The sequence below is a fragment of the Marinobacter sp. LV10MA510-1 genome (assembly GCF_002563885.1).
Lineage (GTDB): Bacteria > Pseudomonadota > Gammaproteobacteria > Pseudomonadales > Oleiphilaceae > Marinobacter.
The window spans coordinates 3,538,978-3,558,165 of record NZ_PDJA01000001.1 but is presented as its reverse complement, the minus strand read 5'-3'; the positions used below and the strand labels follow the sequence as shown (position 1 = coordinate 3,558,165).

The 19,188-nt window shown below is 56.3% G+C and carries 19 protein-coding genes; 6 read left to right on the top strand and 13 right to left on the bottom strand.

Going from position 1 to position 19,188, the window contains the following annotated elements:
- Positions 1-17: 17 nt before the first annotated feature.
- The 7 genes from argE to coaBC form a co-directional block, all read right to left on the bottom strand.
- Positions 18-1,208: an acetylornithine deacetylase gene (gene argE / locus ATI45_RS17185; RefSeq protein ID WP_098420853.1), complete on the bottom strand. Its 1,191-nt coding sequence runs from the start codon at positions 1,206-1,208 to the stop codon at positions 18-20.
- A 13-nt stretch (positions 1,209-1,221) separates the two neighbouring features.
- A complete protein-coding gene (locus ATI45_RS17180) occupies positions 1,222-1,923 on the bottom strand; it encodes a hypothetical protein (RefSeq protein ID WP_228736003.1) in 702 nt (233 codons plus the stop codon).
- Positions 1,924-1,949: 26 nt separating this feature from the next.
- Positions 1,950-2,255, bottom strand: coding sequence for a hypothetical protein (locus tag ATI45_RS22845; protein ID WP_228736002.1), 306 nt, complete (start codon positions 2,253-2,255; stop codon positions 1,950-1,952).
- Positions 2,256-2,305: 50 nt separating this feature from the next.
- Positions 2,306-3,202, bottom strand: a complete 897-nt coding sequence (argB, locus tag ATI45_RS17175) for an acetylglutamate kinase (RefSeq protein ID WP_098420852.1) — start codon at positions 3,200-3,202, stop codon at positions 2,306-2,308.
- A 44-nt stretch (positions 3,203-3,246) separates the two neighbouring features.
- Complete coding sequence (locus tag ATI45_RS23185) at positions 3,247-5,913, bottom strand: phosphomannomutase/phosphoglucomutase (RefSeq protein ID WP_098420851.1); 2,667 nt, start codon at positions 5,911-5,913, stop codon at positions 3,247-3,249.
- Between the two features lie 135 nt (positions 5,914-6,048).
- A complete protein-coding gene (gene dut, locus ATI45_RS17165; protein ID WP_098420850.1) occupies positions 6,049-6,510 on the bottom strand; it encodes a dUTP diphosphatase in 462 nt (153 codons plus the stop codon).
- Complete coding sequence (gene coaBC / locus ATI45_RS17160) at positions 6,507-7,748, bottom strand: bifunctional phosphopantothenoylcysteine decarboxylase/phosphopantothenate--cysteine ligase CoaBC (protein ID WP_098420849.1); 1,242 nt, start codon at positions 7,746-7,748, stop codon at positions 6,507-6,509. Before coaBC ends, dut begins: the two co-directional genes overlap by 4 nt.
- A gap of 174 nt (positions 7,749-7,922) precedes the next feature.
- Here coaBC and radC point away from each other — a divergent pair, with 174 nt between their 5' ends.
- From radC to rpmG, 3 genes are all read left to right on the top strand, one after another.
- Complete coding sequence (gene radC, locus ATI45_RS17150; RefSeq protein WP_218926155.1) at positions 7,923-8,726, top strand: RadC family protein; 804 nt, start codon at positions 7,923-7,925, stop codon at positions 8,724-8,726.
- 219 nt (positions 8,727-8,945) lie between these two features.
- A complete protein-coding gene (gene rpmB, locus ATI45_RS17145; RefSeq protein WP_007348365.1) occupies positions 8,946-9,182 on the top strand; it encodes a 50S ribosomal protein L28 in 237 nt (78 codons plus the stop codon).
- Positions 9,183-9,193: 11 nt separating this feature from the next.
- A complete protein-coding gene (rpmG, locus tag ATI45_RS17140; RefSeq protein WP_007348364.1) occupies positions 9,194-9,349 on the top strand; it encodes a 50S ribosomal protein L33 in 156 nt (51 codons plus the stop codon).
- 66 nt (positions 9,350-9,415) lie between these two features.
- On the opposite strand, the gene ATI45_RS17135 is transcribed toward rpmG, so the two are convergent.
- The 3 genes from ATI45_RS17135 to ATI45_RS17125 all read right to left on the bottom strand — a co-directional run bounded on the left by ATI45_RS17135 (position 9,416) and on the right by ATI45_RS17125 (position 11,756).
- A complete protein-coding gene (locus ATI45_RS17135) occupies positions 9,416-10,306 on the bottom strand; it encodes an endonuclease/exonuclease/phosphatase family protein (protein ID WP_098420846.1) in 891 nt (296 codons plus the stop codon).
- A 53-nt stretch (positions 10,307-10,359) separates the two neighbouring features.
- The gene (locus ATI45_RS17130; RefSeq protein WP_098420845.1) at positions 10,360-10,995 is read right to left on the bottom strand and encodes a thiol:disulfide interchange protein DsbA/DsbL; all 636 of its coding nucleotides are present in this window, start codon (positions 10,993-10,995) and stop codon (positions 10,360-10,362) included.
- Positions 10,996-11,147: 152 nt separating this feature from the next.
- Positions 11,148-11,756: a c-type cytochrome gene (locus ATI45_RS17125; RefSeq protein ID WP_098420844.1), complete on the bottom strand. Its 609-nt coding sequence runs from the start codon at positions 11,754-11,756 to the stop codon at positions 11,148-11,150.
- 175 nt (positions 11,757-11,931) lie between these two features.
- On the opposite strand from ATI45_RS17125, the gene yihA reads away from it, so the two are divergent.
- Positions 11,932-12,579, top strand: coding sequence for a ribosome biogenesis GTP-binding protein YihA/YsxC (gene yihA, locus ATI45_RS17120; protein WP_098420843.1), 648 nt, complete (start codon positions 11,932-11,934; stop codon positions 12,577-12,579).
- A gap of 165 nt (positions 12,580-12,744) precedes the next feature.
- Here yihA and ATI45_RS17115 read toward each other — a convergent pair whose 3' ends face one another.
- On the bottom strand, positions 12,745-13,416 hold the full coding sequence (locus tag ATI45_RS17115) for a TetR/AcrR family transcriptional regulator (protein ID WP_228736001.1): 672 nt from the start codon (positions 13,414-13,416) through the stop codon (positions 12,745-12,747).
- Between the two features lie 195 nt (positions 13,417-13,611).
- Between ATI45_RS17115 and ATI45_RS17110 the strand changes: the two genes are divergently transcribed.
- Positions 13,612-15,060, top strand: a complete 1,449-nt coding sequence (locus tag ATI45_RS17110; protein ID WP_218926192.1) for a coniferyl aldehyde dehydrogenase — start codon at positions 13,612-13,614, stop codon at positions 15,058-15,060.
- An 81-nt stretch (positions 15,061-15,141) separates the two neighbouring features.
- Positions 15,142-15,618, top strand: coding sequence for a pantetheine-phosphate adenylyltransferase (gene coaD, locus ATI45_RS17105; RefSeq protein ID WP_098420840.1), 477 nt, complete (start codon positions 15,142-15,144; stop codon positions 15,616-15,618).
- Positions 15,619-15,703: 85 nt separating this feature from the next.
- Here coaD and ATI45_RS17100 read toward each other — a convergent pair whose 3' ends face one another.
- Both ATI45_RS17100 and ppk1 read right to left on the bottom strand, forming a co-directional pair.
- On the bottom strand, positions 15,704-16,990 hold the full coding sequence (locus ATI45_RS17100) for a DUF945 family protein (RefSeq protein WP_228736000.1): 1,287 nt from the start codon (positions 16,988-16,990) through the stop codon (positions 15,704-15,706).
- A 30-nt stretch (positions 16,991-17,020) separates the two neighbouring features.
- Positions 17,021-19,162, bottom strand: coding sequence for a polyphosphate kinase 1 (gene ppk1, locus ATI45_RS17095; RefSeq protein ID WP_098420838.1), 2,142 nt, complete (start codon positions 19,160-19,162; stop codon positions 17,021-17,023).
- Between the last annotated feature and the right edge of the window lie 26 nt (positions 19,163-19,188).

Genomic DNA, 19,188 nt, shown 5'->3' with positions numbered 1-19,188 from the left:
TCCGGGCAAAAGGAATATTACAAACAAAACTGCCTCACAAGCTGACGCAGTATGTTCACGGTCGGTGTAACCTGTGATTGCGCCAGAAACTCGTCGGGCTGGTGAGCCTGGTCAATAGAGCCTGGGCCCATCACCAGAGTTTCCAGACCCAAACGCTGCATCCACGGCGCCTCTGTGGCGAAGGCGACCGACCCTGCGGTGTGGCCAGTGAGTTTTTCGCAGGCTGCAACCAGAGCGGCATCCGCTGCTGTTTCAAACGGCGGCACGCCGTCAAATAATGGCTCAAACTTGAGCTTCAGGCCGCGCTCACTGGCCACTGGTGCTATCTTTTCTAAAATGGCCTGGCGCAGAGCGCCCATATCCATACCCGGTAGCGGGCGTAGGTCAAAGTGCAGCTCACACCGACCGCATATGCGGTTGGGGTTGTCACCACCGTGTATGCAACCAAGGTTTAGAGTTGGCACCTGCACGTCAAAGCTCGGATTGCGATACTGCTGCTGCCACTGGGAGCGCAGGGTCAGCAGTTCGCCCATCGCCTGGTGCATGCCTTCCAGCGCGTTGCGACCCAGCTCAGGATTGGAAGAATGCCCAGCCTGCCCCTCAAACACCAGGCGCTCCATCATGATGCCTTTGTGCATACGAATCGGGCGCAAGCTAGTGGGCTCGCCAATCACCGCATAGCGCGCCTTGGGCTTGCCCGCCTCTGCCAGCGCGCGGGCGCCATCCATCGAGCTTTCTTCGTCGGCGGTCGCAACAATGATCAGCGGTTGCTGCAGTGGCTGGCCCACAAACTCTCTGGCGGCATCAATGGCAAGGGCAAAAAAACCTTTCATGTCGCAGGTACCAAGGCCATACCAGCGGTTATCCCGCTCTGTCAGCGTGAACGGATCGCTGTGCCAGCGTTTTTCGTCAAACGGGACTGTGTCGGTGTGCCCTGCCAGCACAAGACCCCCAGGGCCGCTGCCCAGGGTGGCAATCAGATTGAACTTGCCGGGCATATTCGGCACCGGCAGAATTTCTACCGCAAAACCCATGGGCCCCAGCCACTGCGCCAACAAGTCAATCACACCGCGATTGCTGGAATCCCACTTCGCCGAGGAGCTGGAAATTGATGGCGCTGCAATCAATGCCGTCAACATCTCCAAAATAGATGGCGGCATAACTGCACCGCTCGCAGCACTGTCCGAGACTGCCGTTAACTGAGCCATTGCGGGTTCTCCGTCAATCATTGTTGTTTGAATTCAGCGGGCGGTTACGCCGCCATACCTCAAACCCGGCTACGGCCGCACGCTGCATGGGGTAAGCCACTTCGCCGCCGGCCACCAAACGAGCCACCTCAATTTCATCGTCGGTTACTCGCACCAGGCGACCTGCGACACGATTGTTATTGCGCAGCGTAATCCTGACTTTTTGCCCAAGCCATTGTTCCGCTGCCGCAACAGGCTGCACCAACCAGCCCTCGGCGGATTCAGTTTGCGGCTGTTGCGCCTTAAAAACCGGTTGTTGTGGCGTTGCCGAAGGGCGGCTATCACTTAACAGAAACACATCCGGCACGCTCGCATCGTTATAAGATACGACCGCACCAAGGCGGCTGGATGCGTTGGTTTCTTCCGTATAAATGGGCAATCCCAGAGCCGGTTCGGCTAACCTCAGCGTGGCTTGCAATTCACCGCCCTCGAGCAACCATTGGCGGTACAGTGCCAGCAACTGCGAACTGGCCAGCCAACCCCGGGCCAGAAGCCCCTGACGTAACTGGGCCACCGAACGACCAGCCCATTGCTCGGTTGAAAGGCCAGCCTCGCGAGCGCACCAGGCAGCCACACGTCGCATAACACCGCCGTCGCGCAGGGTGATGTCCAACGAACCACGAGCCAGCGCTTCCTGGGGCGCGCGCCAGTCTACCCAGGCATTGGACCAGTTCAATTCAACACTGCCGAGCTCATCGGTGATTAACTCGGCGTCTCTGCGGCCGGGGTGTGCAACAGATTGATTAATGACAGCGGCGAACGAGTGGTTAACTCTGCAATGGGCACGGCCAGCGGCTGGGTCAGGCGGAAGTCCTGCCACTGGCCGTCTTTTAGCAATAACCGACCGCGCACGCCTGAATGAATTGCACCGCGCTCCAGCGCGCCATAATGGTTCAAGGCCAGCCGCGCGTCATTCATACGCTGATCCGCAAGCCACCAGACACCGCCCTTGTAACCGGCCCAAGCCAGAACGGTTAAAATCAGCAGCCATAACAACAGGCGTTTCATGCCTTCACTCCTTGCACATCGGATCCGTTTTGCAGGTCAGTTCCTGGAGATCAGTTCCTGGAGATCAAGGTACCCACACCCTCGTCGGTGAAGATTTCCAGCAAGCAGGCATTGGCCACACGGCCGTCAATAATGTGCGACGTGCGCACGCCGTTTTCAACCGCGCTTAGGGCGCAACGTATTTTCGGCAACATGCCGCCGTGGATAGTGCCGTCTTCAATCAGGTCGTTGACCTGGCTGGCGGTCAAACCGGTCAGCACCTTGCCCTCTTTGCTTTTCAAACCGGAAACGTTGGTCAGAAGAATGAGCTTTTCGGCCTTCATGGCTTCAGCCACTTTGCCGGCCACCAAGTCAGCGTTGATGTTGTAAGACTTGCCATCCGGGCCAACGCCGATGGGGGCAATAACCGGTATCACGTTGCCGCGGGTGAGCATGTCTATAACGCCCACGTTCACACTGACCACCTCGCCCACGCGGCCGATATCGATAATTTCCGGACGCTCCAGCTCCGGACTGCGATCAACCACTTCCAGTTTGCGGGCGCGGATCAAATTGGCGTCTTTTCCGGTCAAGCCAATGGCCGTGCCGCCCTCGGCGTTGATCAGCGACACAATTTCCTTATTAACCTGGCCGCCCAGCACCATTTCAACGACGTCCATCGTCTGGGCGTCGGTAACACGCATACCGTTCACAAAGCGTGACTCGATATTTAATCGCGCCAGCAATTCACCAATCTGCGGCCCGCCGCCGTGCACCACAATGGGGTTGATACCCACCAGCTTCATCAACACCACATCACGGGCAAAACTGCTTTTAAGGTCCTCGTTTTCCATGGCGTTGCCACCGTATTTGATGACCACGGTCTTACCGGTAAAGCGCTGGATATAGGGCAGCCCCTTGCTAAGTACCGACGCTACCTGAACGGCTGTTTCACGATTCAACGACATGCTTTTGCCTTACTGTTATGAAATTCGAATTTTGCCACGAGGGTTCAGAATGTGGCTTTCAGCTCTGGTGCCACTTGCCGAAGCTGCTCACGAAACACGGTTTTAATGCGCGCCAGCGCCTCCTCGGATTCTGCCTCAAAACGCAGCACCAGCGCCGGTGTGGTATTAGAAGCCCGGCACAGGCCCCAGCCGTCGCCATACTCCACTCGCACCCCGTCAATCGTGCTGATACTGCCGTCACCAAACTCACCCTGGGCACTCAGACGTTCAACGATGCCGAACTTGGACGCTTCGGTGACCTCGATATTCAACTCCGGCGTGCTGATGTCCTCGGGGAAATCCTCAAACACTTCGTCGCTGTGACGGTCTTCAATACCGAGAATCTCCAATAAACGCGCAGCGGCGTAAAGGCCATCATCAAAACCGTACCAGCGCTCGGCAAAAAATATGTGACCGCTCATCTCCCCGGCCAGCAACGCGCCGGTTTCCCGCATTTTGGCTTTCATCAGCGAATGTCCGGTTTTCCACATAACCGGCCGGCCGCCAGCCTGGGATATCACCCCTGCGAGGCGGCGGCTGCATTTCACATCGTACAAAACGTCGGCACCGGGATTGCGCGATACCACATCGCGGGCAAACAGCATCAACAGTCGGTCGGGCCAGATAATGCGGCCGCGATTGGTCACCACACCAATCCGGTCACCATCGCCATCAAAGGCGATGCCCAAGTCAGCGCCCTCCTTTTGGACCTTGGCGATCAAGTCTCGCAGATTCTCGGGTTTGCCCGGATCCGGATGGTGGTTGGGGAAGTCGCCATCAACATCGCAATACAGTGGAATAACGTCGCACCCCAGCTCGTCAATCAGCATAGGGCCCAGCTCGCCGGCAATACCGTTACCCGCATCAACCACCACTTTCAACGGCGCAGCAACGGCGATGTCGCCGACAATGGTATCCAGATAGGCACGCCTTACGTCTTGCGACGACTGGCTGCCATTACCCTGGGCCAAGTTGCCGTTCAGAATGCGCTGGTGCAGTGTTTTAATGGCATCACCAGACAGGGTTTCACCGCCAAGCATGATCTTCAGGCCGTTGTAGTTAGCCGGATTATGGCTTCCGGTAACCATCACACCAGAGCCTGTCTCAAGCTGGTGGGTGGCAAAGTACAGCACCGGGGTAGGCACTACGCCAACGTGTATTACGTTGCACCCGCTGGCCATAAGACCCCGTGCAACCGCCTCTGCCAGTCCGGGGCTGGAATGGCGACCGTCATAACCCACGCACAGCGTGCTGACGCCCCGCGCCAGGGCTTCGGAACCAATAGCCCGGCCGATCAGTTCAACACCGGATTCGGTCAGGGTTTCGTCAACAATACCGCGTATGTCGTAAGCACGGAAAATATCCGCTGACAACGCCGGTGACTCATCCTGCTCTTCTACATCCGGCAGTGCGTCAGCGCCAAACAGCGGTTCGGCAGACACGCCGCCAAAACCCAGAACGTCTTCGTCGCCATCAAGCATATCCACATCGGGCAGGTCTTTATCCTGGAACAGCGGCTCAGCATCCGCCGTAGGGCATTTTTTACCCGCAGCTGCCGGGCGTCCGCCCTCACTGGCCTTGCTGATACGCTTTTCCACGACCTGAGACAATCGATAAAGCACCTCGGCGAGCGACGCGACTGCATCCCAGTGCAGAGCCGGTAACTTGCTGCGCTCGCCGGAGTAAGCTTTGTGAGCCCATTCGATAACCAGGGTGGTGTCTCGGCGTAACGAGCGCTGCGCGCGGCTCAGCAATACCCAAACCGCAATCGCTGCAGCCAGCAGCGGAACCGCCAGCAGCAGCGCTGCCAACAGAATGTTCACCGGCATTTGCGCTTGCCCTGCGGGCGTGTACGCAATGCTCCAATCCGGGTTTTTCAGGGTCGCAATGCGCGGCTCTCCGCCGCCATTACCCTGATTTAAACCCGTGCCCTGGCTTAAGACAGTGCTGGTGGTTTCTGACACGGTCTGGCGCAGCGCCAAGGCGCCATTATTCTGGCCATCAACCAACAGGGGCTGAAGGCTGGTGGCGTCAAACACCATCAACAAAGTGCCGGCTACGGGATTGTTGCCGGACATTTTCACCGGCGCGGCCAAATGTATGAACCAGCGGTTATCGCGGGGAAAGGCATCCGGAAAAAGCGGGCGACCGGTTTCCGCCTTGCGCGCTAGCTCCAGACCGGCAAAGCCCAGCATCGGGTCGTTGGTGGCCGAGCGCGGAATGGCACGACGTGGGAACAAATAAACGGCGACTACATCCGGCAAGCTGTTCTGTAACTGCTTCGCAGCCTGCGACAGATCACCGCCGCCGCTGACGGCATCGACAAGGCCCGGCTGCGTTGCCAGGCCCTGCACGCTTTGCTGTAGCAGTGACAGGTAGCCGTTAACCCGGCTTGCGGCGTTGTCTGCCGCCGCCTGGGCCGTCACCTCGAACTGGCGCTCGCTGGCCGGCTGCAAAATCAGGAAAAAAACCAGAGCCAAAGCCAAAGCAGTAGCAACAACAACAATCAACGCCTGGCTCAGAGCAACACTGCCCAGTGTTCGCATGCGATTCGCCGAACCTGCGTCCTTATCGGATTTGACAGACGTTTTTTTTGCCCGCATCGAGGGCTTGGCATCCTCAGAATGGTCCGGGGCCTGATTGTCAGGGGTCTTCTTTTTGCCCAGCTTCATGGATCTTTCCTGCGTTTTTCATTGTTCCGGCTCACACTCACTTGCGGGCCTGGTGATTGCTAGGGTCTTGCTAAGCTCATTCGCAAAGTATAGCTGCAAAGCAGCTACTTGGGGCGCTGCTGCCGATCAACAACCCTAGTTGCGGCCGGTTGAACCAAATCCACCCGTACCCCGGTGGCTGCTGTCAAACTCATCAACCACTTCAAATTCAGCTTGCACGACCGGTACCAGCACCAGCTGCGCCAGGCGCTCTCCGGGCTCAACGGTAAACCGGGTTTGACCGCGGTTCCAGCAAGACACCATCAACTCGCCCTGGTAGTCGGAATCAATCAGGCCTACCAAATTGCCCAGTACAATGCCGTGTTTGTGACCCAGGCCGCTGCGCGGGAGTATCAACGCCGCCAGAGCCGGATCTGCAATATGAATCGCCAGGCCAGTACCAATCAGCTGGGTGTCACCCGGCTCCAGCACCAGAGGCTGTGACAGACAGGCACGCAAATCCAGGCCCGCAGAGCCATCGGTGGCATAGGCAGGAAACGCTATGCTTTGGCCAATACGCTCATCCAATACACGGATCTGAAGTTTTTTGCGGGTCATGAAGGTTTCCGGTCAGAATTATTTTGGAGTGCATTCAGGCGCGGCGCAATCAGCGCCACCAGCTCGTGCGCAATCTGCTGCTTGGCACAGGGTCCAAGGTGGACCTGGTCGGCAGCGGTAAATACAGTGACGGCGTTGTTATCGCTGTTAAAGCCCAGGCCAGGCACCGACACGTCATTGGCCACAATCATATCCAGGCCCTTTTGGCGCATCTTGCTGAGGGCGTAACGGGCAACGTCATTGGTTTCCGCCGCAAAACCCACGGTAAATGGCGCGTCTGCCCGCGCTGCCACGGCAGCCAGAGTGTCCGGGTTGCGCACCAGTGCCAGTGTCATCTGGGCGGCGGATTTCTTGAGTTTGTCGCTGGCGTATTCCTGCGGCCGATAATCGGCCACCGCAGCGGTGGCGATAAACAGATCACAGCCCTCATCAACCGCCGCCATTGTCGTTTCAAGCATTTGTTCTGCGGTCATCACCGAGCGCAGGTCTATACCTGCGGGCGGCGGCAGATTCACCGGCCCGCTTACCAGCACAACGTCCGCACCGGCAGCCCGCGCGGCTATGGCCAGAGCGTAGCCCATTTTGCCGGAGCTTCGGTTGCTGATATAGCGTACCGGGTCAATAGGTTCGCGGGTTGGCCCAGCGGTAATCACCAGGCGCTTGCCAGCCAACGCACCGCCGGCGCTATTATCGATTTGCGCCTGCTCCTGAGCCAGCGCCTGCATGATCTGCTCTGGCTCCAGCATCCGCCCCGGACCGTTATCACCGCAGGCCTGCTGGCCTTCCGCCGGTCCCCACAGGCGAATCTGGGGGTCCGCTTGCAGCAACTGCACCACCCGCTGGGTGCGATGGTTAGACCACATGGCCTGATTCATCGCCGGCACCAGGGCAATGGGCACTTCGGCAGCACTGCACACCGTGGCCAGCAGGTCATCGGCCATGCCCGCCGCCAGACGCGCCATAAAATCCGCCGAGGCCGGGGCCACAATGATCCGTTGCGCCCATTTCGCCAGCTCAATGTGGCCCATGCCAGCCTCGGCTTCCGGGTCTAGCAACGAGGTACGCACCGGCTGCCCGCTCAACGCCTGAAACGTCAGCGGAGTCACAAAAGCCTCAGCGCCACGGGTCATCACCACCTGCACCGAATGCCCCGCTTTTTTTAACAGCCGCACCAGCTCCGCTGTTTTATAAGTTGCGATGCCGCCGGTAACGCCAACAAGAATTTGTGTGCCAGCCATAGGGGCATGTCCTCATGCGTTGCAAAAGCAGTAACATATCACGCCACAGCGCCACAGACAGCCCGCCGCTGAGCACGCCCGGCTTACCAGCGTACTTTTTTTCCAGTAATCTGGAACCAGTTCCCATAAGCAGCGGTTCGAGCCAGCCGCTCTTTCATTTGCAAGGATGCAATCATGAGAAATCCCCAGGCGACATCCAGTTCCGTCAAACCCTCTGCCGAGACCACTCGGGTGCCACCCACCAAAGCAATTTCAGCCGTCGCAGACAGCACCGCAGCACCGTTCGCCAACACAGGGTCAGCGCCATTCGTAGCATTATGGCCCACTGATGAACGCCCCCGTGAGCGCTTGATGGCCCACGGCGCAGGGTCTTTGTCAGACGCAGAGCTGCTGGCCATCTTCCTGCGTACCGGCACCCGCGGTATGCCCGTAATGGAAATGGCCAGGTATCTTTTAGAAACCTTTGGCGGATTGCGCAGCATTATGACCGTGTCCAGCCGTCAGTTCTGCAGCGTGAAAGGCCTGGGTACCGCCAAGTACGCGCAAATGCAGGCGGCCATGGAAATGGCACGACGGGTAACAGACGAACCTCTGCGCCAAGGCGATCCATTAAAATCCCCCGAAGATACCCGGCGTTTCCTGGCCAGCCGCCTGGGCACTTACCCCCACGAAGTCTTCGCCGCCCTGTTTCTGGATAACCGGCACCGGATAATCCATTATCGCGAGCTGTTCCGTGGCACCATTGACGGCGCCGCGGTATATCCGCGAGAAGTGGTGCGCCAGGCGCTGGAAGACAACGCGGCAGCGGTTATATTTGCCCACAATCACCCAAGCGGTGTCGCCGAACCCAGCCAGGCCGACATCGCACTGACCAAGCGCCTTAAAGACGCTCTGGCGTTAGTGGATATCAGGGTTCTTGACCATATGGTTGTGGGCCACGGTGAGGTAATATCACTGGCCGAACGGGGTTTGATGTAGACTTGGGTTAACCAAGCTCGGAAATTGAACAATTTACCAACAATTTTTTTTGCGTTGGGCTGCCAGTTCTGGTATAAAAGCGTCCCTATTCTGGCGGCGTCTGGCGAGCTACGTTCGGTTTTTAGACGCGAACAGGAAGCTCTAATTGCCCCCTAGGCAACCAGAGACGCAATCAACGAATTCGATTATTAAGACCATAGTTCAAGGTCGGAGGCAAGTATGTCCAGAGTTTGTCAAGTTACCGGTAAGCGTCCGGTTGCTGGTAACAACGTATCCCACGCGATGAATCACACTCGTCGTCGTTTTCTGCCGAATCTGCAGAGCCATCGCTTTTGGGTTGAAACCGAGAAGCGCTTCGTGAAGCTGCGCGTATCCACAAAGGGTATGCGCATCATCGACAAAAAAGGTATTGACATCGTACTGGCCGATCTTCGTGCCCGTGGCGAGAAATTTTAAGGAGCCATATCATGCGCGAAAAAATCAAGCTGGTTTCATCAGCAGGTACGGGTCATTTTTACACCACCATGAAGAACAAGCGCAACACGCCGGAGAAAATCCAGCTGAGCAAGTTCGATCCGGTTGTACGTAAGCACGTGACCTACAAGGAAGCCAAGATCAAGTAATTGATCCGGTAACCATAAAAAAACCCGACCTTTACGAGTCGGGTTTTTTTATGGTTACCAAGCACTTTAAGATGATGCTGGCGACGTTACATCTGTTTTTGGCAATATAATATCCGGTTTTGGCAGGGTAACGTCCAAAGCGATGGGCAGATGATCTGACATCGGGTAACTGACCACGCCGGAGCTGTGAACCTGTAGGCTCGGGCTCACCAGAATATGGTCCAGCGCTTTTTCAGGGCGCCAGCTAGGAAAACTGTGAGCGTTTGCCGGTAACGGAATCAAGTCGGTCTGCTTCAGCGGCGTATTGGTCAACAGCTGCTCCGCATGGGCGTTCATGTCGCCCATCAGCACCACGTGACGATAGTCGCTGATCAAGTCGCTAACAAAACCCAGCTGCCGCTGCTGAGCCGATTTGCTCAGTGACAGGTGCATCATAACCAACAACAACGGATCTTCCGGGTTGCCGTACTTGGCAACGATCACACCGCGGCCGGGAATCAATCCCGGCAAACGGTGTTCTTTTACCTCCAGCGGCCGAAACCGGCTCAGCAAGCCGTTACTATGCTGGGCAAACTGCCCCAGATTTCGGTTAAGCTGCTGGTACCAATAGGGTATACCGGCAGCCTCGGCCAAGTACTGAACCTGGTTGATATGGCCACTGCGCAAACTGCCACCGTCGCACTCCTGCAGCGCAATAACGTCGTAGTTACTGAGCAGCGTGGCAATCCGGTCCAGATTTTCAAAACGGCTACGATGGGGCAATACGTGTTGCCAGCTGCGGGTCAGGTAGTGCCGGTATGACGACGTGCTGATGCCCACCTGAATATTGAACGTCAGCAGCCGGATGTGGCCATCTTCCGCAAAATCCGGAACGTGGTCCACACCCGACGAGCTGCCGCGAGCATCACCCGCGGAGCGCCGCATATCATTCCACTGATTGCGCAAACGCTTATACATAGCCACCTATAATTTAAGGGTTCACGCGCCGCCCGCTCAACGGCTCTTTACGCTTATTCGCTGTCGCCGTGCTCCTGGGCAACCAGGTATTCAACCACCTCTATAGCCGCTTGCGGACTACCGGCGGTAGACGCGCTAACAATGTACTTACCATTGACCAGCATAGTCGGTGTTCCGGTTATTCGCGCGCCGCGGATTTTGGCTTGGGCCTGCTGCATGCGTGCATTCACGCCAAAGCTCTTGTAGTTCTTCAGAAATTCATCCGCATCCACACCGTGCTCGGCAACAAAGTCCGCCAGGGCTTCCTGCGTGCTCAGCTGCCGGCGCTCTACTACCAAAGCCTCGAACAGCGCGTTGTGAACCTTGTCCAGTTCACCCATAGCCTGCAGCGCATAAAATGCGTAGGCGTGGGGCTCCCACGACTTACCCAATGCAGCCGGCAAACGAACGTAATCAACGTAATCTGGCGCGTTGTTTTCGTATTCTTCGGATAGCGGCTTGAACGTATAGCAGTGGGGGCAGCCGTACCAGAACACCTCAGCGACTTCTATTTTATCAGCCTGATCGGTTCGTACGGGGCTATCCAGCACTTTGTAGTGGGTACCCTGCTGCCACTCCGCCGCCATAGCGGGTAATGCAATGGCCATAGCTCCCGCCAGCACGGCGGCCTTTATCACTGACTTAATCATTCACTGTCTCCGACTTGTTGACTACGAAAGGTAGGATTATGACCACAGAGGGCGAAAAAGTTCCATTCACACCAGCGCCAACCGGGTTACTGTCCGGTAAATAACAAAAAACCCTGCTCAGGCAGGGTTTTTTACTAAAACAACTATCTAACTCAGTTAAGCCCGGAAACGTAGCTGGCAACCGCTTCAATTTCAGCATCGGTCAACTTGGCCGCTATGTCCATCATGATAGCCGCGTTAGCGCCGTTGGCACGCGTACCATTACGATAGGCAAGCAATTGCTTGGCCACGTATTCCGCATTCTGGCCACCCAGTGCCGGGTAACCGGCAGGCTCGTTACCGTGCCCTTGCGGGCTGTGACAGCCGGCACAGGATGGAACACCCGATGCCATATTACCGCCGCGATACAAAGCCTGACCCTGCTCGACCAAATCTGGATCAGCCTGGTTTACGCCCATCTCCTGGCCGTCAAAATAGGCCGCAAGATCTTGCAGATCCTGATCGGACTTTCCCGTTAGCTGGCCGGTCATTTCAACAATGACACGTTCGTCTTTCTGAATGGCAACCAATTGGTTGTGCAAATATTTTTCACCCAAACCCGAAATTTTCGGGTAAACGCCCATTATAGGGTTGGCGCCGCCTTGGCCATGACAGGCCTGGCATGCTGCTGCGTTCTGTTCACCTGCTTGAGGATCTCCTGCCCCGTGCGCCATCGCTGTAAGGCCGACACTGAGAACAAATCCTGCGATCAGTTTCTTCATGCTCGCTCCGCTTCTCTCATCTTAAAATATTCTTGGTTGTACAGCCGTAAGGACTGGACCGCTCAGGCACAATACCGGGGCTGAAACTGCGGACACGTCAAGCGCACCGCCCGGAATTGGTGTAGCATTATACATTAATCCCTGCTAACTGAAATCGAAAGGAAAGCCAACAGCCGTGGACTCTGATCTGACTCAAAAAAGCCTGTCTTTCAATAGTGCCCGATTTATGGTCAGCGCGTCGAAGCTGAACGAATGCCCGGCGGATATTGGCGCAGAAGTCGCCTTTGCCGGCCGCTCTAACGCCGGCAAGTCCAGCGCACTGAACACCATCACCGTAAACGGCAAACTGGCGCGAACCAGCAAAACCCCCGGGCGCACCCGGCTAATCAACTTTTTTTCACTAAACCGGGAAAACGCCAGGCTAGTAGATTTGCCCGGTTACGGTTACGCCAGAGTGTCCCGTGACATGAAAGACGACTGGCAAACCCACTTGGGCCATTATCTGAACGATCGCCGCTGCCTGCGCGGTTTGGTGCTGGTCATGGATATTCGCCACCCCTTGACCGAATTCGACCAAACAATGGTGCAATGGTGCCAGCACAACGACATGCCGCTGATGATTCTGGCGACAAAATCCGACAAACTGAAATTTGGCCAGGCTAAAACGGCCATGCTGGGCATTCGCCAGAAGCTGGCCGAATTCAGCTGCGTGCAACATCTGGTCATGTTCTCGTCCAGCAACAAAACCGGCCTGGATGAATGCCGCCAGGCGCTGACTCAGTGGCTGGAAGCAGAGCCGGAAGCCACTGCTGAAGAGCCGTAGGTTACTGCGTAATAATAACCCACGCCTTCAACCCAAGCCAGACATGAAAAAAGCCGGCCTAAAATAATTCAGGCCGGCCAACGTCAGGGTTTGCGACGTGCTAAAACCTGAAAGCACCTTCCTTGAGCTTCCAAACAAACACGGGAAACGTCCGGATTCCCCATGTTACAAACTTGGATGCGCTGTCTGGCAAAAAGTTCCCGGGCGATAAGTTTCCCGCAGTGCCAGTACCGGTTCGCGATATTCCGGAGTCACATGGGGCAGTTCCAGCGTCAACACCTGATAAATACCCTGCTTCAACTCTGCCAGCGATAATACCGCTGACTCTTCGGTGGCGTGAACGGTTTTTAGATAAGCCATCCAGTTGGTAATCACCAGCCAGACATTCAGCGCCATGGCGGACCGCAGCGGCTCGGGACGCGGCGTAATAATGCCTCCGCTGGCGAGCTGGCTAAAAATACCGTTGATCGCGTTTAGGCAACGGCCGGTAAAATCGCCGTAGCCGGCCCTTAGGCGCGGATCTGCATCCAGCAGCGATTCCAGATCGCGGTGGAAAAACCGGTATTGCCACAAACCGTCAAACACCGCCTCCAGATACCAGGCCAGGTCTGCCAGAACCAAAGGCTGACTGCCGGGTGCGGCCAGGTAATAATCAACCTGCTGCTGATAGGCTAGAAACAGCTCGTAAACAATATCGGCCTTGTTGCGGAAGTGGTAGTAAAGATTGCCAGGCGAAATCGCCAGTTCTGCTGCAATGTGGTTGGTGCTTATGGCGCGTTCACCACTTTGGTTAAACAGCTGCAGACTGGTCTGCAGAATTCGGTCTCGGGTTTTCATAAAGTCGCCAAAAATCGAAAAATCAACGCTCACGCAAGCGTCAGCGGATGCAGCAGGCGCGTCTGTTTACGCCGCTTGACTCACTAGAGTATATACTCTAATAATGAATTTTAACGCAACCAAAGTGCGTTTTGCACTGACACACAGGGAGTCTTTCTAATGGGCGCAACCGCCGCTGCAAAGAACACCAACAGTATGGCAGCAGACACGGAAAACCCGGCAGAGAATAGCGCCGAGCAAATTGGATATACCCACGCCGTTTTCCAAAAACAGCAGCAAGCGTTTCGCGCCCAGCCCATGCCGACAGCAGACGAGCGCCGCGACAATCTGAATCGATTGAAGCAGGCGCTGCTGAGCTGGCAAGACCTGCTCATAGCGGCCATTGACAAAGACTTTGGCTGCCGTTCGAAAGATGAAACCCTGATTGCCGAAATTATGCCGTCTGTGCAGGGCATCAACTACACTCTGAAGCACCTCGACGGCTGGATGAAACCGTCTAAGCGCCACGTATCCATGCTGTTCCGCCCCGCCACCAATCAGGTGCATTACCAGCCTAAAGGTGTGGTGGGGGTGATTGTGCCCTGGAACTACCCGCTTTACCTGGCCATCGGGCCTTTGGTAGCGTCGCTGGCCGCGGGCAACCGCACCATGGTGAAAATGTCGGAGTTTACCCCGCACACCTCGGCGTTGATGAAAGAGCTGGTGGAAGCCACCTTCGATGAAGATCAGGTAGCCGTTATTTTGGGGGACGCCAAGGTCGCTGCGGACTTCTCCGAGCGGCCGTTCAACCATTTGCTGTTCACCGGTTCAACCTCGGTAGGCAAGTTGGTGATGCAGGCCGCGGCCAAAAACCTGACACCGGTCACCCTGGAATTGGGCGGCAAGTCACCGGCAATTGTCGCAACCGACGTGCCGCTTGCAGATGCAGCCCAGCGGATTGCCTTTGGCAAAGCATTCAACGCTGGCCAAACCTGCGTAGCACCAGATTATGTGCTTTGCCCGGCTGACAGAGTGGCTGCTTTTGTTGAGGAATACCGTAAACAGTTCAGCGCGATGTACCCTTCACTGCGGGACAACACCGACTACACGGCGATTATCAACCAACGCCAGTACCAGCGCCTGCAGGGTTATCTGGACGACGCCCGCAGCAAAGGCGCGGAACTTGTCGAGATCAACCCGGCTAACGAAATTCTGGATGCCGCCAGCCACAAATTACCGCTGACATTATTATTGAACACAACGGCGGACATGCGGGTAATGCAGGAAGAAATATTCGGCCCCATTCTGCCTGTTGTGGCTTACGAAACGCTGGACGACGCTCTGCTTTTTATTAACGATCGCCCGCGCCCGCTGGCCCTGTATTACTTCGGTTACAACCAGGAAGAACAGCAAAAAGTCGTGGCCAACACCCACTCCGGCGGCATGTGCATAAACGACGCGTTGATGCACGTAGCGCAAGACGACCTGCCATTCGGTGGCATAGGCGATTCCGGAATGGGGCATTATCACGGCAAAGAAGGGTTTCTTACCTTCAGCCATCAGCGTGGAATTTTTACCAAGCAGAAGCTTAACAGCGGCAAAGTGGTGTACCCACCCCACGGCGGTGTTGCCCACAAGCTGATATACAAACTGTTTATTCGCTGATTCAGTTGCGCCCGGTTCGTCGCGAAACATTGCTGGCGCTGCTATTCTGGGCAAAATAACAACGTAGAGACGGAGCTGTACATGCCAAAAGTTATTTACCCGGGTACGTTTGACCCCATCACCCATGGTCATACTGATTTAATTGAGCGGGCTAGCCGGCTATTCGACGAAGTGGTGGTAGCGGTTGCCTATAACTCTAAAAAAAAGCCCTTACTAGAACTGGAGGAACGCTGCGACCTGGTACGCCAGGCCACAGCCCATGTTCCCAACGTGACGGTCATGGGCTTCAGCAATCTATTAGCAGAATTTGTACGCTCACAGAACGCCACGGTGATTTTGCGCGGCCTGCGGGCGGTGTCAGATTTTGAATACGAATTTCAGCTGGCAGACATGAACCGCCGCTTGGCGCCGGAACTGGAAAGCGTGTTCCTCACGCCCACCAATCATCTGTCTTATATATCATCTACCCTGATCCGCGAGATTGCGTCCTTGGGCGGAGATGTATCCGAATTTGTTGATCCAGCGGTGCAAGCCGCGTTAGAAAAAAAGTTCAGCTAAAGCAGAATGCCCGAACCGGGCTATTCCCTGAGCCAGACCAACACCGGCCAGCACGCCAAATCAGGCGGCTGGCCAGGCACATCGGTTACAACAGCGGCGGCAGAGGAATGGCTCGGCCATTAACGTTCAACACCAAATCTTTTAACGTTGCCTTCAAGAACAGTCGGTCACCTTCCGTAACTAGCAGACCCTCTTTAATCAACGGCGCTGTTTGCATGCGCACCGCTTCGTTGTCATCAGCCAGAGCCAGCGGTATGGATAATTCCATTTCACCTTCAAGCGCCGGCATGATCAATTGCGACGCAGAATCGCCAGCAGCTCCAGGATGAGTTATCAGCACCTTGCCCTGCAAGGGCCCTTCAGGGCTGACCAGATGAATGTCCGGAAAACCCACGCTGAAGCCTGCTGCGGCTAACATCTGCATCGATTCGCCTACGTCTGACATCGCCTGCATTTGCTGCTGAAACGCGGTTGGATCGCCATTTTCCGCAGCAAATGCCGCGAGCTGCATATCCGTCACGCTGCGACTAACCGCGTTCCAGGCCTTTACATTCAGGCCCTTCAGCGCAAACTCAATGTGGTGTGGCCCCAGGGTATCCCCTGCCAACTGCAGCTCATCCAGTTTAATAGTGATGAAAGAATCCAGAGCGCTGTTGTCGTTTATCGCTTCGCTGTTCGAATAGAGCGACAGACCGCGCAGCATAATGGCGTCAGCGTTTGCAGGCATCAACTCCAGACCCTGCAAAGCGAGGGTGCCCTCGCCGATCCAGATGTCACCGCTCAGACGTTGCATTTCCTGCTCCAGCGTCAGATCACTGAGGCGCAGATCTACCTCTTCCGAGGCAATCACCAGCGACGGCCAGTCTGCACTGATATCCACAGCGTCTGCGCCGAGGCTGCCATTTACGCGCACCACACCACCACTGCCAAAGACTGTCTCCACGTTACCGTCATCAGTAATGCTGAACTTAGGCACGGTCAGCTCGGCTACCGCCGAACCCCAAAGCCGGGTTTCTGCGGTCAAGCGCGGGGCATCATCGCCAAACCAGCTTTCACCTGCCGGGGTCCAGCCGTTCACCGGTTTAAAATCGGTCAGGCTGCCAGTCACGCCATGACTCACCCTGGCAAGGTAGGGAACGCTCAGTTCCTCACCGCCTGCCGGGTCCCTTAGCAACAATGTGCCTTCAAATTCGGAGCTCCAGAATCCGCGGTCGTAGCGCCCGACTTGCATTTCCAACCAGGTCTGGGAACCGTTCACTTCCTGTGAAGCCTGCTGCCACTGTTGCTCGGTCAGGTAGCCTGTGCCATAGGGCAAAGCAATACCCGCCACCACCACCACCCCGGCAGATGCCATTATCCATTGTCGTTTCAAAGCGTTCTCCAGTCATACCACATTAATAAATCAGGATTTGGCGGTCAGCCGCTCCAGCAACACCAGCTGCGACGCCAGCCTTGGCTCGCCCTCCGCCGGTTCGTTCTGCTCATAACGGCCATCAGCCTGCAACACCCAAGACTGGCAGTTATCAGCAAGATAGGTATTCAAATCGTCTTGCAAGCGCGCCACCAGCGCGGGCTCTTCCACCGGAAAGGCGACTTCAACACGCCTCAGCAGGTTACGTTCCATACCATCGGCGCTGGAACAATACACCTCGGTTTGGCCATCGTTACCAAAGTAGTAAACCCGGGTATGCTCTAGAAAGCGCCCGATAATAGAGCGCACGTGAATGGTGCTCGACAACCCGGGCACCTGGGGCCGCAGGCAGCAGATGCCGCGAATAATCAGATCGATTTTCGCACCGGCCTGGGAGGCACGATACAGCGCTTTAATCAGCTGAGGCTCGGTCAGGCCGTTGAACTTGAAAATAATCCGGCCCTTCTCACCCAGGCGGGTTTCCCGCTCAATCAGTTGCAGTATTCGCGAATGCAGAGTGAATGGTGAGTGGAACAGTTTCTTGATTTTTAACGCCTTACCCATACCGGTCAGCTGCTGGAACAGTTTGTTCACATCGTCGCCGATAGATTCGTCGCAGGTCATAAAGCTGTAGTCGGTGTACAGGCGAGCGTTGGCGGCATGATAGTTACCCGTGCCCAAGTGCACATAGCGCCGCAAGCGGCCTTCTTCGCGGCGCACAATCAGAATCATTTTGGCATGGGTTTTGTAGCCCACTACCCCGTACACCACAATTACCCCGGCTTCCTGCAGGCGGCTGGCCAGCTCCAGGTTTTCCTCCTCGCTGAAGCGCGCCCGCAACTCGATAACAACGGTGACTTCTTTACCGCGACGAGCGGCATCGGCCAAGGCTTCGACCACTTCGGAGTTGGCACCGGAGCGGTACAAGGTCTGGCGAATGGCCAGCACCTGCGGATCTTTGGCGGCCTGGCGCAGCAAATCCACCACCGGGCTAAAGTTTTCATAGGGATGGAGCAACAGAATCGGACGCTTGCGGATACTGTCAAACATGGAGTCACGGCTGCGAATCTGGCGCGGGGTCACCGGGGAGAAACCGGAATAGCTCAGGTCCGGTCGGTTCACTAGACCCCCCACCGCCAGCAGCCGGGTCAGGTTTACCGGGCCGCGCACCTCATAGAGGTCGCGCTCGGTCAGGCCAAACTCGGCCAGCAGAAACTGAACCAGCTCCTGCGGGCAATTATCCGCCACTTCCAGGCGCACACCGTCACCAAAGCGGCGGCTCAGCAGCTCACCGCGCAAGGCCGAGGCCAGGTCTTCCAGATCGTCTTCCAGCTCCAGGTCCGCATTACGGGTCAGGCGAAACTGGTAACAGCCTTTGATTTCCATACCGGGGAACAGCTCGTCGGTATGGGCGTGAATCATCGACGACAAAAACACCAGATTGTCGCCGCCGTCGCACACGTCGTCCGGCAGCCGCACCAACCGCGGCAAAGACTTCGGCGCCGGCACTATGGCCATGCCGGTTTCGCGGCCAAAGGCGTCTTTGCCGTCCAGCTCCACAATAAAGTTGAGGCTTTTATTCACTAGCCGCGGGAACGGGTGCGATGGGTCCAGGCCAATCGGGCTGACCACTGGTAGTATTTCTTCGTCAAAATAGGTGCGCACCCATTGGGCCTGAGCCGGGGTCCATTCGTGCCGGCGCACAAAGTGGATATTCTGCTTTTCCAACTCCGGAATCAGCACGTTGTTCAAGATATCGTACTGTTCGTCAATGTACTCGTGAGCCACACGGCTGATTTCCGCCAGTAACTGTTCCGGCTGCAGTCCGTCGGCGTAGGTTTGTTCCCGGCCGTACTTCAACTGCTGACGCATACCCGCCACGCGGATTTCGAAGAATTCATCCATGTTGCTGCTGAATATGCAGCAAAAAATGAGTCGGTTGATCAGCGGGTGGGTATCGTCCAGGGCCTGTTTCAATACCCGGTGGTTGAACTGCAGTTGACTCAGTTCGCGGTTGAAGAAATTTTCGCAGGCGTCCAGGCTCAGACTTTCCTCGGGCGAAGGCACAGTATCTGCTGCGGGCAACGTGGCCTCATTGTCGGCAATCTTCAGATTGCCCTTTTTACTGGTCATTGGCTTACCGTCCTTGTTTTGTTACT